Source organism: Ensifer sp. Root423, from assembly GCF_001426275.1.
In the GTDB taxonomy this organism is placed as follows: Bacteria; Pseudomonadota; Alphaproteobacteria; order Rhizobiales; family Rhizobiaceae; genus Ensifer; species Ensifer adhaerens.
Window position 1 is genome coordinate 235692 of record NZ_LMEG01000043.1, and the last position, 23655, is coordinate 259346.

Sequence of the window (23655 nt, forward strand, 5' to 3'; positions counted from 1 at the left end):
TTTCTCGGGCTTCCGCCCAAGTCAAAATCCATTTGCTGTCATTGTCTATAGAATAAGTTCATTATTACGCCTCAACCAAGGAGAGGCGGATGAGCAACGTACACTTCCTCAGAGAACCGGCGCCGGTGAACGCCGAACATGACGAAAGGCGACGGGAGCTTTTTGCCCGTGCCGAGGCGCTGTCAACCGATCTTGCCCGTCGGGGCGCCGAACTCGACCGGGTGGGCGCGCCGCCGCGCGAGGAGATCGAGGCGCTCCGCCAGGCTGGTCTGTTGACGGCGTTGCATTCGCCGGAGATCGGTGGGGCCGGCTTGAGCTGGATCGACGGGCTGCGGCTGGTGCGCATCGTCGCGCGCGGCGAAAGCTCGATCGGGCAATTGCTGGGCTACCACTACGTCAATAGCCAATACGTCTATTGGGCCGCCGCCGATCCCCGGCAAGCCTGGGTGCTGGGCGCCGAAACGGTCGAGCGGCAGCTCTACTGGGGTGCAGCCGTCAACCCGCGCGACCCCGGCCTGACGCTCGAGCGGCGCGGCGCGCACTACGTCTTGAACGGCCGCAAGACGTTTTCGACCGGCGCGCATGTCTCCGACCGCATCAACGTCAATGCCACACTCGACGGCAAGATCGCCAATTTCGTCGTGCCCACCGACCGTCCCGGCTATATCGCGAACGACGACTGGGACAATATCGGCCAGCGCCTGTCGGACAGCGGCAGCGTCGAGTTCCGCGACTTTCCGGTTTATGGGCGAGACTTCATCCAGGCGCTTGCCGAACCCTTAGATCCGCCACCGGTGCAGGCGACCTTCAACACGCCGCTGATCCAGCTCGTCTTCGTCAATTTCTATCTCGGCACGGCGCAGGGGGCGCTGGCAGCAGCGCTCGACTACGTCCGCAGCACAACGCGTCCCTGGGTGACGTCCGGCGTCGAGCGTGCCGGCGACGACCCCTATATCCTTGAGGCGATCGGCGAGCTCCAGACGAACCTGAAGGCGTCGGTTGCGCTGGCCGATGCGGCTGCGGCAGCGGTCGAAGCGGCCTTGTCCGAGGGCAGCTCGGTAACGGCCGAGGCGCGGGGCGCGGCGGCGATCGAGGCCTATGCGGCCAAGGTGCATTCCACCCACGTGGCGCTCGACGTGACGGCAAGGGTGTTCGAATTGATGGGCGCGCGCGCCACGGCTGGGCACTATCGCTTCGACCGCTACTGGCGCAATGTCCGCACCCACACGCTGCATGACCCGGTCGCCTACAAGGCGCGCGAGGTCGGCGACTTTGCGCTCAACGGTCGGATCCCGCCGATAAGCCTTTACAGCTGAACCTGACGCATAGGGTGACTGTGCGTAGAAAAACGCCGCCTGAACAAAGGTTCCGGCGGCGTTTCTTTGATGTCTTCGCTTAAGCGGAGGCCGCGATCGTCTGCCGCTGGCCGGCGAGGTCGCGATAGCCGGCGCCCGGATGCGGCGCTGCAAGCCTCGGACCGGCCCCGAAGAGCTTTTCGCGGAGCGTGCCTTCGCGGTAGCCGGTCTTGTAGACGCCGCGCCTTTGCAGTTCCGGCACCAGCAGCTCGACGGCGTCTTCGAAGGTCCCGGGCGTGATGGCATAGGCAAGGTTGAAGCCGTCGACATCGGTCTCCTCGACCCATTCCTGCAGGAGATCGGCGACCGTCGAGGGCGAGCCGACGAAGACGGGGCCGAAGCCGCCGATACCCACCCAGTCGGCCATTTCGCGCACGGTCCACACCCGATCCGGGTCGATGGTCGTAAAGGTCTCGACGGCCGATTGCACCGCGTTGGTGTAACGGTGGCGAAGCGGCTCGTCCGGGGCGAACTGGCCGAAATCGATGCCTGTCCAGCCGGAGATCAGCGCCAGGGCACCCTCGTAGGACACGTGGCTGCGGTATTCGTCGAACTTCTTCTTCGCCTCCGCGTCGGTTTCGCCGAGGATCACCGTCTGCAGATTGAAGGCGAGGATTTCGCGTGGGTTGCGGCCGGCGCGCGCGGCTGCCTCGCGGACATTGGCGACATAGCGCTTCAATACGGTTTTGGATGGCGCGGCGACGAAGATGCATTCGGCGTGCGCCCCGGCAAAGTCCTTGCCGCGGCTCGAAGAGCCGGCCTGGTAGAGCACGGGCGTGCGCTGCGGCGACGGTTCGCTCAGGTGAATGCCGGGAACCGTGAAGTGGCGGCCGTGATGGTTGATCGGATGCACTTTTTCCGGATGGGTGAAGATACCGCTTGCCCGATCGCGCACGACGGCGCCGTCCTCCCAGCTTCCTTCCCAGAGCTTGTAGCAGACCTCCAGATATTCCTCGGCGAGATCATAGCGGTCGTCGTGGCGCGCCTGCTGCGCCTGGCCGATGTTGAGCGCGCCGCTGTTGAGGTAGGAGGTGACGATGTTCCAGCCGACACGCCCCCGGGTCAGATGGTCGAGCGTCGAGATGCGGCGGGCGAAGGTATAGGGATGCTCGAAGGAGAGCGACGCCGTCAGCCCGAAGCCGAGATGCTCGGTCTCGTAGGCCATGGTCGGCACCAGTTGCAGCGGGTCGTTGACCGGGACCTGGGCCGAATGCCGAAGGGCTGCATCCGCATTGCCGTTCAGCACGTCATAGACGCCCAGCACGTCGGCGATGAACAGGCCGTCGAACTTGCCGCGCTCGAGCGTTTTTGCCAGATGCACCCAGTAATCGAGATCCTTGTAGCGCCAGGACTGGTCGCGCGGATGGGTCCAGAGCCCTGGCGACTGGTGGCCGACGCAGTTCATGTCAAAGGCATTCAGCCGGATTTCGCGGCTCATGGGGCTCTCCTTCGGGCAAGGTTGGGCGTTGCCCAAAGCGCCGGTCACGCCTCGGGACGATCGCGCGCGGTCGATGGGCTCAGAGTGCGCCGTTCTTCGGCGGCTTGATGCCGTTCAGGTGGTAGTTGCCGACAACGTGATGCTTCCAGCGCACCGGGTCGTGCAGCGTGTGGGTGCGGGCGTTTCGCCAATGGCGGTCGAGGTTGAGGCCGATCTTCGTCGATGCGGTGCCGGCGAGTTCGAAGAGCGTGTTGCTCGCTTCCAAGGCGATTTCGGTCGTCAGGACCTTTGCCGCGGCAACGGCAAGCGTCGCTTCGATCACGCTTTCCTCGGTACCGTTGATCTGGGCGACGTCGACCTTTTTGCCGGCACGCTCCACCGTGGCCGTTGCCGCCTCCAGGCGGATGGCAAGCTGGCCGATGCGGGCGATCGTCAACGGATCGTCGGCCGCCCGTTCGGCGCCACTGTCCATCCAGGGGCGCGCATGATTGCGGACAAAGTCGAGGGTTTCGGCAAAGGCTGCCCGGGCAATGCCGAGATCGATGCCGGCATGGATGATCTGGCCGACGCTACCGATCGTCGTCGGCCTTTCGAAGCCGCGGTGATGGCGCACCACCGCATCGGCGGCCACATAGACGTTCTGCAGCACGGTCGTGCCGCTGCCGGTCGTGCGCTGGCCGAAGCCGTCCCAGTCGTCGATGATCTGCAAGCCCTCCGCGCCGCGCGGCACGAAGGCCATGGTCAGCTTGTCGTTCGGATCAAGGGCGAAGATGACGATCCATTCGGCAAACAACACGCCGGTCGAATAATATTTGCGCCCGTTCAGACGGAAGCCGGGGCCGTCGCAGGAAAGCCGGGTCTCATAGTCGCCGACGGTTTTCGTGCCACGCTCCGAAAGGGCGTTGCCGAAACGGTCGCCGGCAAGCGCCCGGCCGAAGAAAAAGGCCTTTTGCTCCTCGGTGCCATCGGTACGCAGCGCCTCGAGAATGTAGAAATGGTTCTGCGGGATCTGGCCGATCGAGGAATCCGCTTCCGAAAGGATGGCGGTGACTTCGGCAAGAACGGCATTGGAGACGTCTATGCCGTCATACTCCGGCGGCACGGTGATCGCCAGCAGGCCGGATTGGGCGAGCGCATCGAGCTCGTCGAAGGGCAGAATGCGATCCGTGTCCCGCTCGTTGGCACTCCCTGCAAATTCCGCCGCCAGCTCACGCGCGATCGACAGCGCTTCCTCTTCGCTTTCGATCCGGTGCGCCGGGGCTCTAGTTTTCTCGGAAAGCCGCGAGATCGTTCCCATGTGACTGCTCCCTGTCGATTGAGGTGCATATCAGTGAATTATCTGGCCTGATCGGGTAAGATAGTATATTCTATAGAAATTATCGATTTGAGTATTTCGTTTCGGCCTTGATGGCGACTTGGTGTTTACCTTCGGGTCGGGATGGGTAAGATCGATTCGGGGGAAGGCCAGGGAAGAGGACCCTGGTGACGGTCGGCGGCGTGTATGCTCACCGATTTCCCGCCAAAATTGACTGCGGCTCAGGGAACCATCGCCCGATTTGTGCATTTGCCTCATCGCCTGCAGTTTGACCCGTCGTGTGGCCCCAGAGTATCGGCCACCCGGCACGAACACAAACATATGCTGACAGAATTGGCCATTCGCGTTTCCCGGCCTTAACCACTGAAGGAGACACAAATGACGAATTTCCTGCCTGCTCTCCATGAAGGGCACGCCTCCATCACGCTGCAGAACCTGTTTCGTGATGCTCTGGAGGCCTATGATGACTGGGGCGCCAACATGCCCGAGCCCATCGTTGCGTTCGAAGGCAAGCGCATTCCCATCAGCGAGGTCTTCGACTGGATGAAACCTTGCAGCGACATCATGCCGGCAAACCTCATCGGCATCGTAACCGACCGACTGAACAAGCCGTGGAGCGGTGAAGGGCCGCTCGACGCCATGACCGTCTCGACGGCCGCGCGTGTCATGTCGGTGCTGACGCGGCGGCAGCTGCGCAGCTTCGGTCGCGGCTCGATCGAGATCTTCGCCGACCGCTTCAACCATCCGGTCCACGCCAGCGCGTGAGACCGGTGACCTCAGAGGAGCGCGCGTGCGCGCTCCTCGTTCCCGGCGGGTATCCGTCACGGATTTCCCCGCACCTTGCCGACCCCTTCCTTGAAGCATCGCCTTCCCGTAAACACGAGGGGAGAGCAAGCGGATGTTCGAGCGGACCGGGGGCGGCGTGAATTTTCGACAATTGGAAGTGCTGCGCACGCTGTTGGCGACCGGATCGACGATTGCGGCCGCCAAGACGATGGGGCTCAGCCAGTCCGGCGTCAGCCGGCTGTTGCAGCAGCTCGAGGAAGAGCTGTCGCTGACGCTTTTTGCCCGTGACAAGGGCCGGCTGATTGCGACGCCCGAGGCGATGAAGCTCGCCGAGGATGCGGAGCATATCTTGCTCGGCATCGACCGGTTCACCAATCTGGCGCAGGACCTGCGCAGCGGCGCAGTCGGCCCAGAGGTCGTGCGCATCGGCCTGCCGAACAGCATGTCCGAGACCTTCGCCCCGGCGATGCTCGCCGACTATGCCAAGGATTTTCCCGGCGTGCGCGTCGAAACCTTCTTCGACACGACCGTTGCGATCGCCCGCCTCGTCGAGCAGCGCATCATCGATTTCGGCTTCCTGCGTTATGAGGGGCAGCTGAGCGCCGGTCTCGAAATGCAGCCGGTCGCAACCGGCCTCAGCGTCTGCGTCATGGAAAAGGGGCACACGCTTTCGCAGCACGAAACCGTGACGCCGAAGGAACTGCGCGGCGTGCCCTTGATCCTGATCGGCCGCCGCCGGCCGACGCGGGTCATGCTCGACGAGATCTTCCGCAAGGCCGGCGTGCCGCAAAAGGTCAAGATCGAGACCCACAGCAACAGCTCGGCCTGCGCCTACGCGGCCTACGGCCTTGGGGTCGCGATCATCAGCAGCTTCTTTGCCAATCTGCACCGGCACCTACCGATCGAGATCCGTCCGTTTTCGCCGCACCTCACCCAGGATTTCGGCGTCGCGACGGCGGCTGGCGTACCGCTGTCGCTTGCAGCCCAAGCCATGATTGACTGCCTCAAAAGGCAGGTCGCCGCTTCGCAGCAGCCGTGAGACAATGGCCTCAAGGTTGCGGCCATTGGCAATGGGACGGGCGCGACACTACATTGCCGGCCGATACGAACATTAGAGCGGATAAGATCATGTTTCAGGCAGCCACCATCGACACAGGCGACAAGCGCGCTTTCTATGCGGAGTTGGCCCAGCAGCTCGAATCGCTGCTTCATGGCGAGCCGAACCTGATCGCCAACGCGGCCAATACGTCGGCGCTGATGTTCCAGACCATGCCGAGCCTCAATTGGGCGGGGTTTTATTTCCTCGAAACCGACGACGAACTCGTGCTGGGACCGTTCCAGGGCAAGCCTGCCTGTGTGCGCATCGCCGTCGGCCGCGGGGTCTGCGGAACGGCCGTCAAGGAAGACCGCTCGATCCTTGTGGAAGACGTCCATGCCTTTCCGGGGCACATCGCCTGCGATGCGGCCTCGCGCTCGGAACTCGTGGTTCCGGTGCGGCGTGACGGCCGGGTGATCGGCGTCATCGATCTCGACAGCCCGGAGCCTGCACGCTTCGACCGCGACGACCAGATCGGCATCGAAAAACTTGCGGCGATCTTCGCAGCGGCAATTGCATAGGGCCGCCGCCGTGGATGATCTGGCAAGGACTGACAGGCTTTTGCTTCGGGCCGCACCATGACGGATGCGGCTCAGCCTGTCGATGTCGAAACGCATGCGCGCGTGGCCCGCAAGATCGACATCGTCGTCATCGGCGCCGGGCAGGCGGGATTGTCTTCGGCCTATCACCTGGGCCGGCTCGGGCTGGCGCCTCACAGGCAATATGTCGTCATCGACCGGTCGCCGCAGCCGGGCGGGGCCTGGCAGTTTCGCTGGCCGTCGCTGACCTTGAATACGGTCAACGGTATTCACGATCTTCCCGGCATGAGATTTTCCGAAGCGGTCGATACCAGCAAGGGCGAGGTTCACGCGGCCGTCGCCGTGCCGCAGTATTACGGCGCCTATGAGAAGGCATTCGGTCTGCCGGTCCGCCGGCCGGTGGCCGTCAAGGTCGTGTGTGACCGGGGCGAGCGCTTCAGGGTCGAGACGGACGACGGGGCTTATGCTGCCCGCGGCATCATCAACGCGACCGGCACCTGGGAGGCCCCCTATATCCCGCCCTATCCGGGAGCGGAGCGCTTCAAGGGGCACCAGCTGCACACGAAGGATTATCAGTCGGCAGCGCAATTCGCGGGGCAGCATGTGCTGGTCGTCGGCGGCGGCATCTCCGCCATCCAGCTGCTCGATGAAATATCGCAGGTGACATCGACCACGTGGGTAACGCGGGAGGAGCCGGCCTTCCGCGACGAACCGTTTACGCCAGAGGTTGGACGCGCCGCCGTAGCCATGGTCGAGGACCGGGTTCGCCGCGGCCTGCCGCCGGGCTCGGTCGTCTCGGTGACGGGCATTCCGGTGACACCTGCGATCATGGCCGCGCGTGCACGCGGCGCGCTCGAGCGCCAGCCGATGTTTGCCGAAATGACCGAAAACGGCGTGCGCTGGTCCGACGGGCGCGAACTGGCCGTCGACGTCATCCTCTGGAGCACCGGCTTCAGAAGCGCGCTCGATCACCTGGCGCCGCTGCAACTGCGCAATGCTGACGGCGGTATCCTGATGACCGGTCGGCTGGCGACTCAGGTGGCAAAAGACCCGCGCATCCATCTCGTCGGCTACGGGCCGTCGGCTTCCACCATCGGTGCGAACCGGGCAGGAGGCGCTGCCGCCCGCGAACTGGCCGATTTTCTTCATCTGACCTGAGGAAGCCGGCGCGATCGCGCCGGCTTCCTCGCCAGCGAGCAGCCGGGCAGCGCCCACCCGGTCGCGATGAAGTTGCATGCCCTTTTCATAGAGGTATGACATTTACTCATAATATTGCGCGATTTTTTCCAATCGATCATAGTCCCTGCAACAAGAGAGCCGACGGGCAGGAGAATCGCGGTAACGCGTGCGGCCTGCCTCAGTACGGGGAACCCATGATCAAATTCATTCTCAATCGTCTCGTGATGGCGATACCGACGATCGTGATCGTCTCGGTTGCCGTCTTCACGCTTATCCGCCTCATTCCCGGTGATCCGGCAGCGCTGATGCTCGGCGATATGGCCGAACCGCAGCAGATTGCCGCGTTGCGCGCGGAGCTCGGTCTCGACCGCAGCATCCCGGAGCAATTCGTCATCTGGGCCGGCAACATCCTCTCCGGCGATTTCGGCACCTCGATCGTCACCGGCGAGCCGGTGCTGCATCTGGTCGTCAGCCGCTTCTTCGTCAGTGCCGAAATCGTCGTCATCGCCGTGTTTCTCGCGAGCCTTATCGCGGTTCCGGCCGGCGTCATCGCCGCCTGGCGGCAGAACAGCCTGACCGACCTGGCGCTTGTCGGTTCGGCGACCGTGCTTCTGTCGATCCCAACCTTCTGGCTCGGTCTTCTCTTGCTGCTCGCCTTCGGCCTGAAGCTCGGCTGGCTGCCGGTGCTTGGCTACGTGCCGATCTCGGAGAACTGGAAGGCCGGCCTTCTCTATCTGGTGCTGCCGGTCATGACGCTTGTCATCCACGAGATGGGCGTGATCATCCGCATGGCCCGCGCCTCTACGCTCGAAGTGTTGCGGCTCGATTACATCACCCATGCCCGCGCCAAGGGGCTTTCGGAAAGTGCCGTTCTCTGGCGCCACGCCTTCAAGAACGCCTTCGGCCCGACCTGGACGATGATTGGCCTGATCCTCGGCAACCTGCTTGGCGGCATCGCCGTCATCGAGACGGTGTTCACCATTCCGGGTCTCGGCCGCCTGATGGTCGATGCGATCTTCCAGCGCGACTATCCGGTGATCCAGGGCTGCCTGCTGCTCGTCGCCTTCTCCTATGTCGTCGTCAATCTGGTGGTCGACCTCCTCTATCCTCTCTTCGATCCGCGGGTGGTGGCAGAATGAGAAAGCTCACTTTCAACGGCGCCATCGGCGGCGGCCTGATCGGCCTGCTGGTCATCACCGCCCTCACCGGCCTTTTCTGGACGCCTTATGATCCGATGGCGCTCGGCTTCACCGCGCGGCTTGCCGCACCCGGTGCAGCGCACTGGCTCGGCACCGACGAGTTCGGCCGCGATGTCGCCACCCGCCTGATGGTCGGCGCCCGTGCCAGCGTCTGGATCGGCTTCCTGACCGTCACCTTCGCCGTCGTCTTCGGCACCTTCATCGGCATCGTCAGCGGCTATGCGCGCGGCTGGGTCGATGGCGTGATCATGGCGATCAACAACGCCCTCCTGGCCTTTCCCGGCATCCTGCTGGCGCTCGGCCTGCTCGCCGTCTTCGGCGCCAACCAGTACGGCATCATCTTCGCGCTCGGCATCGCCTATACGCCGTCAATGGCCCGCGTGGTGCGCGGAGCGGTGCTGTCGCTGCGCGAACGCGAATTCATCGAGGCGTCGCGGGTGATGGGCAATGGCGAGATTTATACGATGCTGCGCCATATCCTGCCGAACTGCGTCGCGCCGATCACGGTGCTTGCCACCTCGATGTTCGGCTGGGCGATCCTCTCGGAAAGCGCGCTTTCCTTCCTCGGTCTCGGCGTGCCGCCACCGGCACCCACCTGGGGAAACATGCTCGCCGCCGGCCGCCCCTTCATCGAACAGGCCGTCTGGCTCGGTTTCTTCCCCGGTCTCTGCATCGCTCTCACTTTGCTCGGCATCAACCTTCTGGGCGACGCGCTACGCGACCGTCTCGACCCCCGCATGCGAGGCCTGAAATGACCGGCAATCCTCTTCTCAGTGTCCAGCGCCTTTCGCTTGCCGTCACTCACTCCGGCAACCAGGTAGTGAAGAACGTCAGCTTTGACGTCGCGCCCGGCGAAATCGTCGGCATCGTCGGCGAAAGCGGCTCCGGCAAGACACTGGCGACACGCGCGATCATCGGGCTCATTCCGCCGGCCGTCCGCCGTATCGGCGGCACGATCCTCTACCGGGGTAAGGATGTGCTCGGCATGAAGGACCGGGATCTCCGCCAGCTGCGCGGCGGGGAGGTCGGCGTCGTCTTCCAGGAGCCGATGACCTCGCTCAACCCGTCGATGACCATCGGCCGGCAGCTCGAGGAAGGGCTGATCCTGCACACAAAGATGTCGGTCGAGGAGCGCCGCACGGCGATTCTCTCGATGCTTGGTCGCGTCGGCATACGCGAGCCGGAGCGGGCGTTGACCGCCTATCCACACGAGTTCTCCGGCGGCATGCGCCAGCGCATCATGCTCGCCTCGGTGATGCTGTTGAAGCCAGCCTTGCTGATCGCAGACGAGCCGACGACCGCGCTCGATGCCGTCGTCCAGCGCGACGTCATGGAGCTGATGGTCGAGTTGACCCAGGCCGAGGGCACTGCAGTGCTGCTCATCAGCCACGACCTGCCGATGGTCGCCCGCTACACCAACCGTTTCGTGGTGATGGAAAAGGGCGTCGTCGTCGAGCAGGGGCTGACCGAGGAGATCCTGCATGCGCCGCAGCATCCCTATACCCGCAAGCTGCTTTCGTCGCTGCCGTTCCGTGGTGCTGCGCGTGAGCTCGACATGACCCGCACGCCGATGGTTTCGGCGCGCAATATTGTCGTCGAGTATCCCGGCCGCAAGGGTCTCTTCCGCAGGCACGAGCCGAAGCGCGCGCTGCACGGCGTCAGCGTCGATATCCATGTCGGAGAGGTCGTGGCACTGGTCGGCGGTTCCGGTTCCGGCAAGACGACGCTCGGCCGCACCATCGCAGGCCTCGTCCAGCAGGCCGAAGGCGACATCCTGTTCCAGGGCCGCGAGCGCAGCGCCGACTGGCGCGATTATAGGCTGAACTGCCAGATGGTCTTCCAGGATCCCTATTCGTCGCTCGATCCGCGCATGACCATTCAGGCGCTGGTCGAGGAAGCGCTGCGGCTGGTGCCGGATCTCGACACGCCGGCCAAGCGTCGCCGTGCGCTCGAAACGCTTGAGGAAGTCGGGCTCAGCGCCGATTTCGCCAATCGCTATCCGCATGAGCTCTCGGGCGGCCAGCGCCAGCGTGTGGCTATCGCCCGCGCCATCGCACGGCGGCCAAAATTCCTGATCGCCGACGAGCCGGTGTCGGCGCTCGACGTAACCGTTCGCTCTCAGGTGCTGGAACTCTTCTCGAACCTGCAGAAGCGCTACGGCTTCTCGTGCCTGTTCATCAGCCACGACCTCGGCGTCGTCGAGCAGGTCGCCGACCGCGTCATCGTCATGCAGGACGGGCGCATCATCGAAGAAGGCGACCGCAACCGGATCTTCGATGCGCCGAAGGAGGCCTATACCCGCAAGCTGCTGTCGGCGATCCCGGCGCTCGATCTCAACCAGACCGGTGGCGTCACCCTCAAATGGCGGCTGGAGGCCTGAGATGAGCACGGAAATTAAGACCGGTGCGATCGCGGACGAACTCCACGCGATCGCCGACGCGGAGCCCTTCGTCACCCGCTTCCTCGTGCGCAATCTCCAGACCGGTGAAACCATCGGCCGTGGCGAGGGTGAGGAAACACCATCTGCCAGCACCCGCAAGACCTCGATCATGATGGCGGCGCTGAAGGCGGTGGCAGAAGGCCGGCTTCATCTTGACGAGCGCATCACCTACGAAGCACGGCTCGCCCAGGAAGTGGCGAGCGGGATGTTCCGCTACTTGACGCCTGGAATCGTCATTTCGCTGCGCGACGCGATCGTCGGCATGATGGTTCTGAGCGACAATGTCTGCACCAAGATGGTGTTCGAGCGGCTGACGCTTGAAGAGGTCGACGGCTATTGCAAGGCGCTCGGCATGGTGGGCACGCACCATCGCTTCCTCATTCCGCCGCTGGCGCTCAAACCCGATCATTCGCTGGCCGACGTCACGACGACGACGGCTGCCGACCAGGTGATGCTGCTGGAACTGATCCTCGCCGCCGAGCACGATGCCGCTGCTGCCGCCAGACTTGGCATCACGGTCGAGCTCGCCGCCTTCGCTGTGCAGACGCTGAAGAACCAGGTTTTGCGCTATGGCATCCGCTCGCGGCTGCCCTTCGATACGGTCGCCGCCTGCAAGGGGGGTCGCGGCAAACGCGGCCGCATGGATGCCGGCGTCGTCTATCGCGACGGCAAGCCGCTCTATGCGATCGCCGCCTTCACCGACGGCGTACCCGCGCTGATGCCCGACGGCACGCCCGGCTACACCATCGCGCTCGAAACCATCGGCAAGCTGTCACAGGCCTGCTGGCGCGCCTTTTGAACCGACAACACCAACAATCAGAAAAGAGAGAGGAACCATGAAAACCATACTTCTTGCCGGAACCATGCTGATGAGCGCGATCGCGCTCGGCCATGCGCGTGACCTGACGGTCGCCCAGAGCTCGGACATCCGCAGCAACGAGCCCGGCGTCAACCGCGACGGCAACACCGACTCGGTGATCTTCCACATCGTCGAAGGTCTGGTCGGCTACGCCGAGAACGGCGAAGTGAAGCCGCTGCTCGCGAAAAGCTTCGAGGTTTCGCCCGATGGCCTGACCTATACGTTCAAGCTGCGCGACGACGTGAAGTTCCACAACGGTAAGGCGCTGACCGCGGAAGACGTGGTCTGGAACTGGAATCGCTACATGAAGCCGGAGACCAAGTGGACCTGCGCCGGCGACTTCGACGGCAGCAAGTCGATCAAGGTGACGAGCGTCGCCGCAGCCGACGCCTCCACCGTCACCATGAGTATCGAGAAGCCTTCGGCCGTCTTTCTCGGCCTGATGGCCCGGCCGGAATGCGGCTACACCGGCATCGTCTCCCAAGATTCCGTCGGCGCCGACGGCGCTTACACTGCGCCCATCGGCACCGGCCCGTTCAAGTGGGCGGAATGGAAGAAGGGCGAATATGTCCGGCTCGAAAAGAACGCCGACTACGTCTCACCCGCCAATGACGGCAAGCCCGATGGCATGGTCGGCTCGAAGCGGCCGCTCGTCGACGGCATCAAGTTCATGGTGATCCCGGACGCCTCGACCGTGAAGACCGGCCTGCTTTCGGGCGCGCTCGACACCGCCGAAGTCTCGGCCGATCTCATTGCCGAGTTCAAGGACAGCGACACGATGCAACTCATCGTCAAGCGCAACAACGGCAAGAACCTGCTTTACTTCCAGACCCGCGACAAGATCCTGAGCAACGTTGCGGTTCGCCGCGCCATGGCCGAAGCGCTCGACCTCGACCAGCTCGTCGCCGCTGTTTCCAACGGCACCGGCGAAGCCAACGCATCGATGGTCTCGGCCGACTCGATCTTCTACTCCGACGTCCAGAAGAAGAAGATCCCGATGGATCTCGAAAAAGCGAAGAAGAACCTGGCTGATGCCGGCTACAACGGCGAGCCGATCACCATCATCGCCAACAAGCGCGGCAACGTGCCGAGCTTCCCCGCTGCCGTCGTCGCCCAGGCGATGATGCAGCAGGTGGGCCTCAACGTGCAGATCGAAGTGCTCGACTATGCGACCCAGGTCGATCGCCGCCGTTCCGGCAACTATCAGGTGATCTCGCAGTCGGTGTCGCCGCGTCTCGATCCGGCGCTGATGTACAGCTTCTATGTCGGCAACAAGGACAAGAACGCCTCGCTGATGTGGGACAACCCAAAGGCGGTTGAACTGATGAAGGCGGCCTATGTCGAGGCCGACCAGGCCAAGCGCCAGGCGATCTTCGACGAGTTCCACCAGCTGATGCTCGACGAGGTCCCCGGCATCTTCATGTACGACATGGTCGACATCTGGGGCGCCACCAAGAAGCTGCACGGCCAGCCGGTCTGGCAGTCCAACACCCGCCTCTGGGAAGTGACGCTCGACGACTGATGCGGGCGTAGTCCGTTTTCCCCAGCGGATGGCGGCCGTTTGCCGCCCTCCGCACCTCCTTAGACAAAACTGCTGATGCGACCGCGCCCCGCGCCGTCGCAAAAGGATGATTGATGCCAAATCCAGCCGCCCGGACCGCCCTTGTCGACACGATCGAAGCGCTGAAGCCCGAATTCGCCGCAATGAGCGACGCGATCTGGGACCATGCGGAACTGAGTTTTCATGAGGAAAAGTCGGTAGCGACGCAGATCGCCATGCTGGAGAAGCATGGGTTTCGCGTGTCGCGCGGACTGGCGGACATCGATACCGCCTTCGTCGGCGAGAGCGGGCAGGGCCTGCCGGTGATCGCCTTTCTTGGTGAGTTCGACGCGCTTGCGGGTCTGAGCCAGGTGGCCGGCGTCGCCGAGGCGAAAGCGCTCACTGAGGGCGGTACGGGCCATGGTTGCGGTCACAATCTGCTCGGCACGGGTTCGCTGCTCGCTGCCGTCGCGCTTGCCCGCTACCTCAAGGAAAACGACTTGCCGGGTACGGTGCGCTATTACGGCTGCCCCGGCGAGGAGGGCGGTTCCGGCAAGACCTTCATGGCACGCGCCGGCATCTTCGCTGATGTCGATACGGCGCTGACCTGGCACCCGGCACCCTTCAACGGCGTACGCTCGACCAACAATCTCGCCGTTCTTGAAATCTATTACCGCTTCAAGGGCGTCGCCGCGCACGCATCGAACGGTGCCCATCTCGGCCGCAGCGCGCTCGACGCGCTGGAACTGATGAATGTCGGCGTCAACTTCCTGAGGGAGCATATGCCGCAGGATTGCCGCGTGCACTATGCGATCACCGATGCCGGCGGCAAGGCGGCAAACGTCGTCCAGGCCCGCGCCGAGGCGCTCTATCTCGTGCGGGCGCCGCAGATGCCCGAGGCCTTAGCGCTCGCTGCCCGCATCGACAAGACCGCCAAGGGGGCGGCGATGATGACGGAGACCGAGGTCGAGATCGTCTTTGACCGGGCGGCGACCAATCTGCTGCCCAACATCGCGCTGGAAACGGCGATCCACGACAACATGGTGGCGCTCGGGCCGGTTCCCTTCGACGAGGCCGATATCGCCTTTGCCAAGGACATCCAGAAGACGCTGACGCAGGAAGCAATTTCGAGCAGCATCCGGCTTTACCAGATCAAGGGCGATGTATTTGCGAACAGCCGCATGGACGGTTCGACCGGTCTGCATCTCGGCCTTCGCGATTTCGAGGGCCAGTCGCATTTCCGCGCCGGTTCGACCGATGTCGGCGACGTCAGCTGGATCACGCCGACCGCGCAATGCTGGGCGCCCGCCTGGGCGATCGGTACGGCGCCGCACACCTGGCAGGTGGTGGCGCAGGGCAAGAGCCCAGCCGCCCACAAGGCTTTCGCCCACGCGGCAAAATCACTGGCCACGACCGGCCTCGACCTGATCCTCGATGCCGATCTTTTGGCACGGGCAAAGGCCGAGTGGCGTGAAAAGACCGAGGGCAAGCCCTACCAATGCCCGATCCCGGATCATATCGGTCCGAAACTCTAAAATCATTTTTTCGATGCCTGCAAACGCCCGCGCCACCCCGCGGGCGTTTCGTTTTGTCGGCGTCCGGAACGTCTGCCCGGTGAGTGCACGCGCCTTTGAATGGCGCCAGACTCTTGACGCGAATCGCAGGCTCCGGCATCTCTGTTACGGAGTTTTCCGAATAAGTGCCGATTGGCCGTATTTGAATTGAATCTCTGTTAGCGTGATGTGGCGCCGTTGGGCCGCTGACGCGCGCAAGGAGCATGGCAGAATGAATATGACGGCAACCCAGGCAAGACAGGACGCGGTTCACTCCCAGGCACGCCGTCCGGCCGACGAAGCGATCGCGGCCGATGCCCGCGCGCTTTCCGAACAGTTGAAGGCGATGCGCGAGCGCCTGTTCGCGCCGACGGCGATGAAGACACTGCGCAGCTTCACCTCGGGCGAGGCGGCCAAGCTGATCGGCGTTTCTGACGGCTATCTGCGCCAGCTCTCGCTTGCCGGTGAAGGCCCGCAGCCCGATACCGGGCTTGGCGGCCGCCGCTCCTATTCACTCTCCGACATCAATGCGCTTCGCCGGCACTTGGCCGAACAGGCGCTTGCCAAGGGCAATGCCGCCAAGGCGCGCAGCTATCTCAAGTGGCGCGATGCGGAAGCGGGCGAACACCTGCAGGTGATCTCGGTCACCAACTTCAAGGGCGGCTCCGGCAAGACCACATCGTCGGTGCATATCGCGCAATATCTGGCGTTGACCGGCCACCGCGTGCTCGCCGTCGACCTCGACCCGCAGGCCTCGCTGTCCGCACTCTTCGGTTACCAGCCGGAACTCGACCTTACCGGCAACGACACGCTCTATGGCGCGATCCGCTACGACGCCGAGGCGCGGCCGTTGAAGGACATCATCCGCAAGACCTATTTCGACGGCCTCGATCTCGTGCCGGGAAATCTCGAGCTGCAGGAGTTCGAGCACACGACGCCGCAGGCACTGAGCGCCCGTCACAATGGCACGGACGCTGGCCCGCTGTTCTTCGCCCGCGTGCAGGCCGCCCTTGCGAGCGTTGCCGACGACTATGACGTCGTCATCATCGACTGCCCGCCGCAGCTCGGCTATCTGACGCTGTCAGCGCTCTGCGCCTCGACGTCCGTCGTCGTCACTGTGCATCCGCAGATGCTCGACGTCGCCTCGATGAACCAGTTTCTCTACATGACGTCGGACCTCCTGAGCGTCGTGCGCGAGGCCGGTGGCGAACTCAACTTCGACTTCCTGCGCTACCTCGTCACCCGCTTCGAGCCGAACGACGGGCCGCAGGCCCAGATTGTCGGCTTCATGCGTTCGCTCTTCGGCGACCGGGTGTTGACCTCGGCCATGGTGAAGTCCACCGCGGTTTCCGATGCCGGCCTGACGAAGCAGACGCTCTACGAGGTCGGACGCGAGAATTTTACCCGCGCCACCTATGACCGCGCGATCGAATCGCTGAACGCCGTCAACGGCGAGATCGAAACGCTCATTCACGCGGCCTGGGGGCGCTGACCGACATGGCTGGCAACCGCAAGAACGAACTGCGCGCACTCTTTTCCGGCAATGTCGCCCCGGCGGCGCCTGCCGCGGAAGCGGATGACAAGGCGCCCGCCGCACCAAGCGTGCAGCCGGCAAAGCCAGTCGTGGTCCCCGCCGCCCAGGCCGACGTGCCGCGGGCCGCCTCCGGCGCGATCAAGGCCATGGGTCTTTCGCTTGGAAGTATCACCCGCGAGGCGGAAGAGGCCCGTGCGCTGCGTGAGGCCCTGCATCAGGGCGAGCGCGTCGTCGAGCTCGATCCGGAGCTGATCGATGCGTCTTTCGTCGGCGACCGCCTGACCGACGGCGAGACCGACGATCCGGAATTCCTGGCGCTCGCCGACAGTATCCGCGACAGCGGCCAGCAGTCGCCGATCCTCGTGCGCCCGCACCCGCAGAAGCAAGGCCGCTACCAGACCGCCTACGGCCATCGTCGTCTCAATGCCGTGCGCAGCCTCGGCATCAAGGTCAAGGCCATCGTCCGGCCGCTGACTGACGACGAGCTGGTGCTGGCGCAGGGCAAGGAAAACGCCGAGCGGCGCAACCTGTCCTTCATCGAGCGTGCCATGTTTGCGTCGGCGCTCGCCGACCGCGGCTTCGACCGCAAGGTGATCGGCGAGGCGCTCGCCGTGCAGAAGAGCGAGCTGTCGCGCCTCCTGCAGGTGGCCGAAGGCGTGCCGCCGGCGATTGCCCGCGCGATCGGCCCGGCACCGAAGGTCGGCCGCGAACGCTGGATGGCCTTCGGCGCGCTGCTTGAGGATATGGTGACCGTCGAACTGGCGCAGGAGGAGTGCCGCTCGCGCCGCTTCCTCGAAGCCGAAAGCGACCAGCGGTTCCAGATCGTCTTCGCGCGCCTGTCGCGCAAACCGAAGCCGGACACAGCGGCCAAGCCGGAGACGCTGGTCGACGCCGGCGGACGCGCCTTTGCCAAGCTCAAGCGCGACGGCAAGAATGCCCGCATCGAGTTCTCAGTCGATGTCGATCCAGCCTTCATCGACGAGGTCGTCGAACTGCTTGCCAAGCAGCATGCGGTGTTCGCGGCGGGCCGCGAAGGCTGAACGAAGTCTGCCCTTCTGAAAGTTCCAACCGGGCCTGCGTGACGCTCTCACGCAGGCCCGATTCGTTTTCCCGGCGGAGCCGATGGCAGGCCGCCGCGAGCATCCCCGTGCGATCGCCGCTATCGCCTCCATCCAAGAAATATTTTCGGCCGTGTGAGGCCGGCGACGGGATGTCGCGGCGGCCTTGGGACGTCGGGCATTGCCGTTGCATGGAGCCCACAGAAAGGCAGCAATCGACCACGGATCCCGGTTCGAAACGGGGCGTTGGAAGGGACTTGTTAACCTTCATTTCCTATCGCTTAGAAGGCCCCGCGGCGATGTCTCTAGCTCTTCCAGGACCCATGCGTATTCCCAGGACAAACTTCTCACAGGCTGCTTTGCATGATGCAAACCAGGCGGATTATTTCGATGGTCCGCAGGATGATGCGTTGAGCGGTATGCCCACCCATGAGGCGGAACCCGCCGACCCCTATCAGTTGTACGAGGCGCCGGCGGCGCCTCGCCGGCCGGCGAACCAGCAGGCTGAAACCACGAGCCGTGCGACCCGCCTCTATGGGCAGGGTTCCGCCTACGCTCCTGCACAGGTGACGTCGACGATGAGCGAACCCTTGCCGACCCTTTCGGAGATTGCCGGCCACTACGGCGATTCCACCTGGGAGAGCCATTTCTTCCTGGCGCCGAACGTGCGCTTCACCCGCACGCCCGAGCGCGAATTCATGAAGCGACGCGCGCCGCAGGTCGAAGAAGGCGAAACGGCAACCGAAGTCGAAGAGGCGATCGTCGCGGTGGCGGCGGAGCCTGCTGCGGTCTTGGTGGAAACCGTTGAGCCCGTCGCGACGGCCACGGTCGAGCCGGTACAGACGGAAGCTTCGGCCGTTGCTGATGACGAGGCGCCGCTGGCCGAGGTCGCGCTGCCGTCCTACAGCCCGTCCGAACTATTGCGCATGCTGACCAACCAGTTGCCCACTTGGACCGCCGCGCAAAACACGATCGAGCCGGCCATGCTCGCGCGTGTCGAAGCTCCGGCCGACGAGGGCGTAGCCCTTGCGCCCGTTCTGACGACGCAGATCGCCGTTTCCGCGCCGGTCGCCGAAGTCCAACCCGCGCCCGCTCAGGCAGGCGACGCTTCCGTCGATCAGGGCGCTGCGCATTCTGTCTTCCTGTCGGATTTCGCCTTCTTCGAATTCGGCCCGGCCGACGATGCTGAGGTTGCCGCCACGGACGCCACCCATCCGAAACCCTTTGTCGAGACGCCAGCCCCGGTTGCGATGACGCCCGCCATCGTTCCCGTCGCCGTTGCGCCTATTGCGGTCACGCCGCCAGCGCCCGTGCGCCCGGTTGAAATACGCCGTATGCCGCCGACGGCGATCACTTCGCTGTTCCGTGTTGTCGATGTCCGCGGCGCAAAGCCGGAGGATGTGCCAGCCCAGCAACCGCCCGCCGCCGCTGAGGCCGTTGCCGACGCTGCGCCGGCACCCGTTGCCGTGGCTGAAGAACCGGTGACTATAGCCGCCGCTGAAATCATTGACGCCGCACCGGTCGAAATCGAACAGCCGGCGCCGGTTGCCACGAAGGCGGCCATCACCATGCCGGCGCAGGTCACGCGCGCGCCCAGCAATATGCCGGCGATCGGCTCGACCGACCGCGCGCCGAGCGCCGACGGCTACGAGTTCCCATCCGAGGAACTGCTGCAGGAAGCGCCCGTCGGTCAGGGCTTCTTCATGACGCAGGAGCAGCTGGAACAGAATGCCGGCCTGCTCGAAAGCGTGCTCGAAGATTTCGGCGTCAAGGGTGAAATCATCCATGTTCGCCCCGGCCCGGTCGTCACGCTCTATGAATTCGAGCCGGCGCCCGGTGTGAAATCGTCGCGCGTCATCAACCTTGCCGACGATATCGCCCGCTCCATGTCGGCGCTTTCGGCCCGCGTCGCGGTCGTGCCCGGCCGCAACGTCATCGGTATCGAACTGCCGAATGCCACCCGCGAGACCGTCTATTTCCGCGAGCTGATCGAATCTGTCGATTTCCGCAAGACTGGCTACAAGCTGGCGCTTTGCCTGGGCAAGACGATCGGCGGCGAGCCTGTCATTGCAGAGCTTGCGAAGATGCCGCATCTGCTCGTCGCCGGCACCACCGGCTCGGGCAAGTCGGTCGCGATCAACACCATGATCCTGTCGCTGCTCTATCGGTTGAGCCCGGATCAGTGCCGCCTGATCATGGTCGATCCGAAGATGCTCGAACTCTCCGTCTATGACGGCATCCCGCATCTGCTCACCCCCGTCGTAACCGACCCCAAGAAGGCGGTCATGGCGCTGAAGTGGGCCGTTCGCGAGATGGAAGACCGCTACCGCAAGATGTCGCGGCTCGGTGTGCGCAATATCGACGGCTACAACCAGCGCGCTGCCGCTGCCCGTGAAAAGGGCGAACCGGTGATGTGCACGGTGCAGACCGGTTTCGAAAAGGGCACCGGCGAGCCGCTGTTCGAACAGCAGGAAATGGACCTGGCGCCGATGCCGTACATCGTCGTCATCGTCGACGAGATGGCCGACCTGATGATGGTCGCCGGCAAGGAAATCGAAGGCGCGATCCAGCGGCTGGCGCAGATGGCGCGTGCTGCCGGTATCCACCTGATCATGGCGACGCAGCGTCCTTCGGTCGATGTCATCACCGGCACGATCAAGGCGAACTTCCCGACCCGCATCTCGTTCCAGGTGACCTCGAAGATCGACAGCCGCACGATCCTTGGCGAGCAGGGTGCCGAGCAGCTGCTCGGCCAGGGCGACATGCTGCACATGCAGGGCGGCGGACGCATCGCCCGTGTCCATGGCCCGTTCGTTTCGGATCTTGAGGTCGAACACGTCGTCGCACATCTGAAGACGCAGGGACGCCCGGAATACCTCGACACCGTCACGGCGGAAGAAGAGGAAGAAGAGCCGCAGGAAGAGACCCCGGTCTTCGACAAGAGCGCGCTTGCGTCGGAAGACGGCAACGAACTTTACGACCAGGCCGTCAAGGTGGTCCTGCGCGACAAGAAGTGCTCGACCTCCTACATCCAGCGCCGCCTTGGCGTCGGCTACAACCGTGCTGCCTCGCTGGTCGAGCGCATGGAAAAGGAAGGCCTCGTCGGGTCGGCGAACCACGTCGGCAAGCGCGAGATCATCTACGGCAACCGCGACCATATGAGCGCGCCCGACAACGACGACATGGATTGATACCGGGCGTAGCCCAGGCCAGGATTTCGAGCCGTCGCTGACAGGTTGTTGGCGGCGGCTTTTCTATCTTCAAGTTGCTGGTAGTGTCGCCTGCACCAGGAGCGGTCGTGACCCTTCCGGCCCTAATGTCGCGCATGGGATGATCTGATCGGTGCAAGCAGTAAAGCATCGTCGCAATGAGACACCGATCTGGCCAAGCCTGACGCTTGCTCTCATCCTTCATGCGCTCGTCGTGTTGGCGCTTTTCCTCCTCCCGTCACCGCGGCCACCTGTTCCGAGCCCGGACGAGGGGATCGCCGTTCAGATACTGGAATTGCCGCTCCCACGCCCTGAGGTGGTGCAGCCCGTGCTCGGACCGCAAGATGCGCCGCCCGTCGCGCATTCCGTCCCGGAGACGGCGCCTGCCGCGGAAACAGCCACGCTGCCGCCAGCTGCCCAGCCGATGGTGCAAGCGAAGTGGTTCTTCTCGGCGGCGATACTGGCTGATCCACGCAGCAGACAGGCGCTGGAAGGGCTGTCACAGCTCGCCGCCGATGAACAGATTGTCCAGCTCTGCAATCTCGAGGCGATGGAGCAGGTTCATCGCTGGCGCGTTGACTTTACCCCCGACCTGCTCGTCGCCTACGCCACGTCGGATATCGTTTTGGCTGGGCGGAACCTCCGTGCGGATGGCGCCGCCTTTCGCAGCAAGGGTCGCTGGTTCAATATCAAGTTTGGCTGCGCCGTGGCGCCGGATATCAAAAGCGTCGCCGCATTTGAGTTTCAGGTTGGTGACGAAATTCCGGAAAGTGAGTGGGAGGCAAATTTCCTCTCCGCTGGCGCCGCAGCCCACTGATCGTGGCCATCGATCGAAGTCCGTTCCCTGCGCCCTTTGGCGAAGGACGTGACGAGAAGCAGGCTGCGGAGCCGGATCACGCCGGGGCCGTTCCGCCTTTGGCGTGGCCTGCGCGGCAGCAGTGCTTCAGTTGCTTGCCAGATCCGCAGGGGCAGGGGTCGTTGCCGCGCAGTTGCAGACGACCAACAAGCGGCAAGAGCGCTGCGGAGGGAAGGAGGCCCGCCATCAGGATTGCCAGCCTGGCGGAAATGCCGGGAATGACCAGCCGCCGACGCGCCTTGAAGCCGCGCCAGGCGCATTTTGCCACGTATTCCGGAGTGGCTTTCGGGAGCGCCTTGAACAAGGCAGCCCTGTTGGCGCCGGATTTTTCGAGGAACTCGGTCGATACCGGTCCCGGCGCAACGCAGGTCACGGTTACGCCGGTCCTTCGCGTCTCCTGGTATAGCGCTTCGGAGAACGAACGAACGAAGGCTTTGCTCGCATAATACATTGCCATGTACGGGCCGGGCGTAAAACTCGCGACCGAGGCTAGATTGATGATGCCGCCGCGGCCGCGCGCGACCATGCCCGGCAACAGGTGCAAAGTAAGGGCCGCAAGCGCACGCACATTGACGTCGATCATTCCAATCTGGTCGGCAATCGGCAAAGCGGTCGCCGCGCCGCGCAGGCCATAGCCGGCACTGTTGACAAGAACGTCGCAGACGAGGCCTTCGCGCGAAAGAAATTCGTCGAGAATGCGCGCGGCATCGGGCGAGGCCAGATCGACCGGCAGGGAGAATGCCTCGCCGCCCGCCTGTCCGATCGCGGCCTGCACGACGTGCAAGCTTTCGATGGATCGCGCGACCAGAACGACCGGCGCGCCGTCTCGTGCGGCAAGTTCGGCAATTGCCCTGCCTATGCCCCGGGACGCTCCGACAACGACAATGGCGGGTCGTGGTGACTGCTGCGATGTCATGCCGATGGCTCCGGCGTAGCGATTGGCGGCTTGTCAACTTCGGAAAGGATCGCCACCTCATCGGCGATCTCACCGTTCAATATTTCCTCGAAACGCGCCAGGGCTCGCGCGACATTGGCGCCGTCCATGACACGGTGGTCATAGTGGATCCTGACCGTGACCGATCCGTCGTCACCGATCGGCCCATAGTTGAAGATGGTCGTCAAAGGCGTCAGCGGATTAAGCGACTCCGCACCCAGGCCGGAATAGACCGACAATTGGAAGGTGCCGAAGCGGTGGCCCCGCTGGCGCCCCATGTTCAGGCTGAGCCACATCAGCAGCCGCCGCAACGGTGCAGGCAGGCGTGCGATCTTCAACGCCCGCCGGAATTCCCTGATCTCGAGCACGGGGCGGGACCGGGCCTCCTGGAGCAGGGCGCTCAATTCGGCAAGGGACCGCCTCTCGGGTTGCTTGATCGTGCTGAGAAGGACGACCCGTTCGCCTTCGTGCTCGCGCTCGTGCGCCACGGACGCGATGCTTCCGGGATACTCATAGAGTTGCGGTCTCGGAAGCTTGACATAAGCCCGGCGAAACTCGGGCGTCTCCATCGAGAGTAACCCGTAACCCTTGAGAAACAACACCATCCACGAAGGCCGGTCAGGTCGGCCTGCCCGGGCTTTGTGCAACGCGCTGATGTCCATCTGCCGTTGCACCGTGACCCGCGGCACGCCGATGGAAAATCGCATCAGATCGCCGACGAGGCGTCGTGCGGCGGAAAGCTTGATCGGTCGGCCGCGCATAGTG

At 64.0% G+C, this 23655-nt stretch carries 19 protein-coding genes; 15 read left to right on the top strand and 4 right to left on the bottom strand.

Going from position 1 to position 23655, the window contains the following annotated elements; translation table 11 throughout:
* Positions 1–89 precede the first annotated feature (89 nt).
* The gene (locus ASD01_RS26380; RefSeq protein ID WP_051659709.1) at positions 90–1316 is read left to right on the top strand and encodes an acyl-CoA dehydrogenase family protein; all 1227 of its coding nucleotides are present in this window, start codon (positions 90–92) and stop codon (positions 1314–1316) included.
* Positions 1317–1395: 79 nt separating this feature from the next.
* Here ASD01_RS26380 and ASD01_RS26385 read toward each other — a convergent pair whose 3' ends face one another.
* Entirely contained in the window at positions 1396–2793 is a 1398-nt protein-coding gene (locus ASD01_RS26385; RefSeq protein ID WP_060644678.1) for an LLM class flavin-dependent oxidoreductase, read from the bottom strand.
* A gap of 79 nt (positions 2794–2872) precedes the next feature.
* The gene (locus ASD01_RS26390) at positions 2873–4090 is read right to left on the bottom strand and encodes an SfnB family sulfur acquisition oxidoreductase (protein ID WP_060530440.1); all 1218 of its coding nucleotides are present in this window, start codon (positions 4088–4090) and stop codon (positions 2873–2875) included.
* A 396-nt stretch (positions 4091–4486) separates the two neighbouring features.
* Between ASD01_RS26390 and ASD01_RS26395 the strand changes: the two genes are divergently transcribed.
* The 14 genes from ASD01_RS26395 (at position 4487) to ASD01_RS36990 (ending at position 21917) form a co-directional block, all read left to right on the top strand.
* Positions 4487–4873 (top strand): BRA0787 family protein, encoded by a 387-nt coding sequence (locus tag ASD01_RS26395; protein ID WP_034805768.1) that lies wholly within the window; start codon positions 4487–4489, stop codon positions 4871–4873.
* Positions 4874–5030: 157 nt separating this feature from the next.
* Positions 5031–5933, top strand: a complete 903-nt coding sequence (locus tag ASD01_RS26400; RefSeq protein WP_034805970.1) for a LysR family transcriptional regulator — start codon at positions 5031–5033, stop codon at positions 5931–5933.
* Between the two features lie 89 nt (positions 5934–6022).
* Positions 6023–6511, top strand: a complete 489-nt coding sequence (locus ASD01_RS26405; RefSeq protein ID WP_034805770.1) for a GAF domain-containing protein — start codon at positions 6023–6025, stop codon at positions 6509–6511.
* Between the two features lie 57 nt (positions 6512–6568).
* Positions 6569–7687, top strand: coding sequence for an NAD(P)-binding domain-containing protein (locus ASD01_RS26410; protein ID WP_060530441.1), 1119 nt, complete (start codon positions 6569–6571; stop codon positions 7685–7687).
* 215 nt (positions 7688–7902) lie between these two features.
* On the top strand, positions 7903–8847 hold the full coding sequence (locus ASD01_RS26415) for an ABC transporter permease (RefSeq protein ID WP_060522018.1): 945 nt from the start codon (positions 7903–7905) through the stop codon (positions 8845–8847).
* The gene (locus ASD01_RS26420) at positions 8844–9662 is read left to right on the top strand and encodes an ABC transporter permease (protein ID WP_060644680.1); all 819 of its coding nucleotides are present in this window, start codon (positions 8844–8846) and stop codon (positions 9660–9662) included. The genes ASD01_RS26415 and ASD01_RS26420 overlap by 4 nt, the downstream gene beginning before the upstream one ends.
* Positions 9659–11287 (top strand): ABC transporter ATP-binding protein, encoded by a 1629-nt coding sequence (locus ASD01_RS26425; RefSeq protein ID WP_060644681.1) that lies wholly within the window; start codon positions 9659–9661, stop codon positions 11285–11287. The genes ASD01_RS26420 and ASD01_RS26425 overlap by 4 nt, the downstream gene beginning before the upstream one ends.
* Position 11288: 1 nt before the next feature.
* The gene (locus ASD01_RS26430; protein ID WP_060522020.1) at positions 11289–12146 is read left to right on the top strand and encodes a serine hydrolase; all 858 of its coding nucleotides are present in this window, start codon (positions 11289–11291) and stop codon (positions 12144–12146) included.
* Positions 12147–12183: 37 nt separating this feature from the next.
* On the top strand, positions 12184–13728 hold the full coding sequence (locus ASD01_RS26435) for an ABC transporter substrate-binding protein (RefSeq protein ID WP_060522021.1): 1545 nt from the start codon (positions 12184–12186) through the stop codon (positions 13726–13728).
* 113 nt (positions 13729–13841) lie between these two features.
* Positions 13842–15281 (top strand): M20 family metallopeptidase, encoded by a 1440-nt coding sequence (locus ASD01_RS26440; protein ID WP_060644683.1) that lies wholly within the window; start codon positions 13842–13844, stop codon positions 15279–15281.
* A gap of 250 nt (positions 15282–15531) precedes the next feature.
* Complete coding sequence (gene repA, locus ASD01_RS26445) at positions 15532–16791, top strand: plasmid partitioning protein RepA (protein ID WP_060644791.1); 1260 nt, start codon at positions 15532–15534, stop codon at positions 16789–16791.
* Between the two features lie 5 nt (positions 16792–16796).
* The gene (gene repB / locus ASD01_RS26450) at positions 16797–17873 is read left to right on the top strand and encodes a plasmid partitioning protein RepB (protein ID WP_060644684.1); all 1077 of its coding nucleotides are present in this window, start codon (positions 16797–16799) and stop codon (positions 17871–17873) included.
* 341 nt (positions 17874–18214) lie between these two features.
* Complete coding sequence (locus ASD01_RS26455; RefSeq protein ID WP_060644686.1) at positions 18215–21082, top strand: DNA translocase FtsK; 2868 nt, start codon at positions 18215–18217, stop codon at positions 21080–21082.
* A 151-nt stretch (positions 21083–21233) separates the two neighbouring features.
* Positions 21234–21917: a DUF930 domain-containing protein gene (locus tag ASD01_RS36990; RefSeq protein ID WP_244495307.1), complete on the top strand. Its 684-nt coding sequence runs from the start codon at positions 21234–21236 to the stop codon at positions 21915–21917.
* Between the two features lie 76 nt (positions 21918–21993).
* Here ASD01_RS36990 and ASD01_RS26465 read toward each other — a convergent pair whose 3' ends face one another.
* Together ASD01_RS26465 and ASD01_RS26470 are read right to left on the bottom strand one after the other, a co-directional pair.
* Positions 21994–22872 carry an SDR family NAD(P)-dependent oxidoreductase gene (locus tag ASD01_RS26465; RefSeq protein ID WP_060644687.1) on the bottom strand — a complete coding sequence of 293 codons (879 nt, stop codon included), beginning with the start codon at positions 22870–22872 and terminating at the stop codon, positions 21994–21996.
* Positions 22869–23651 carry a hypothetical protein gene (locus tag ASD01_RS26470; RefSeq protein ID WP_060644690.1) on the bottom strand — a complete coding sequence of 261 codons (783 nt, stop codon included), beginning with the start codon at positions 23649–23651 and terminating at the stop codon, positions 22869–22871. Before ASD01_RS26470 ends, ASD01_RS26465 begins: the two co-directional genes overlap by 4 nt.
* Between the last annotated feature and the right edge of the window lie 4 nt (positions 23652–23655).

Coding starts and splice junctions, on each gene's coding strand:
- ASD01_RS26380 (WP_051659709.1), top strand. CDS start 90: ATGAGCAACGTACACTTCCTCAGAGAACCGGCGCCGGTGAACGCCGAA.
- ASD01_RS26385 (WP_060644678.1), bottom strand. CDS start 2,793: ATGAGCCGCGAAATCCGGCTGAATGCCTTTGACATGAACTGCGTCGGC.
- ASD01_RS26390 (WP_060530440.1), bottom strand. CDS start 4,090: ATGGGAACGATCTCGCGGCTTTCCGAGAAAACTAGAGCCCCGGCGCAC.
- ASD01_RS26395 (WP_034805768.1), top strand. CDS start 4,487: ATGACGAATTTCCTGCCTGCTCTCCATGAAGGGCACGCCTCCATCACG.
- ASD01_RS26405 (WP_034805770.1), top strand. CDS start 6,023: ATGTTTCAGGCAGCCACCATCGACACAGGCGACAAGCGCGCTTTCTAT.
- ASD01_RS26410 (WP_060530441.1), top strand. CDS start 6,569: ATGACGGATGCGGCTCAGCCTGTCGATGTCGAAACGCATGCGCGCGTG.
- ASD01_RS26415 (WP_060522018.1), top strand. CDS start 7,903: ATGATCAAATTCATTCTCAATCGTCTCGTGATGGCGATACCGACGATC.
- ASD01_RS26420 (WP_060644680.1), top strand. CDS start 8,844: ATGAGAAAGCTCACTTTCAACGGCGCCATCGGCGGCGGCCTGATCGGC.
- ASD01_RS26425 (WP_060644681.1), top strand. CDS start 9,659: ATGACCGGCAATCCTCTTCTCAGTGTCCAGCGCCTTTCGCTTGCCGTC.
- ASD01_RS26430 (WP_060522020.1), top strand. CDS start 11,289: ATGAGCACGGAAATTAAGACCGGTGCGATCGCGGACGAACTCCACGCG.
- ASD01_RS26435 (WP_060522021.1), top strand. CDS start 12,184: ATGAAAACCATACTTCTTGCCGGAACCATGCTGATGAGCGCGATCGCG.
- ASD01_RS26440 (WP_060644683.1), top strand. CDS start 13,842: ATGCCAAATCCAGCCGCCCGGACCGCCCTTGTCGACACGATCGAAGCG.
- repA (WP_060644791.1), top strand. CDS start 15,532: ATGAATATGACGGCAACCCAGGCAAGACAGGACGCGGTTCACTCCCAG.
- repB (WP_060644684.1), top strand. CDS start 16,797: ATGGCTGGCAACCGCAAGAACGAACTGCGCGCACTCTTTTCCGGCAAT.
- ASD01_RS26455 (WP_060644686.1), top strand. CDS start 18,215: ATGCGTATTCCCAGGACAAACTTCTCACAGGCTGCTTTGCATGATGCA.
- ASD01_RS26465 (WP_060644687.1), bottom strand. CDS start 22,872: ATGACATCGCAGCAGTCACCACGACCCGCCATTGTCGTTGTCGGAGCG.
- ASD01_RS26470 (WP_060644690.1), bottom strand. CDS start 23,651: ATGCGCGGCCGACCGATCAAGCTTTCCGCCGCACGACGCCTCGTCGGC.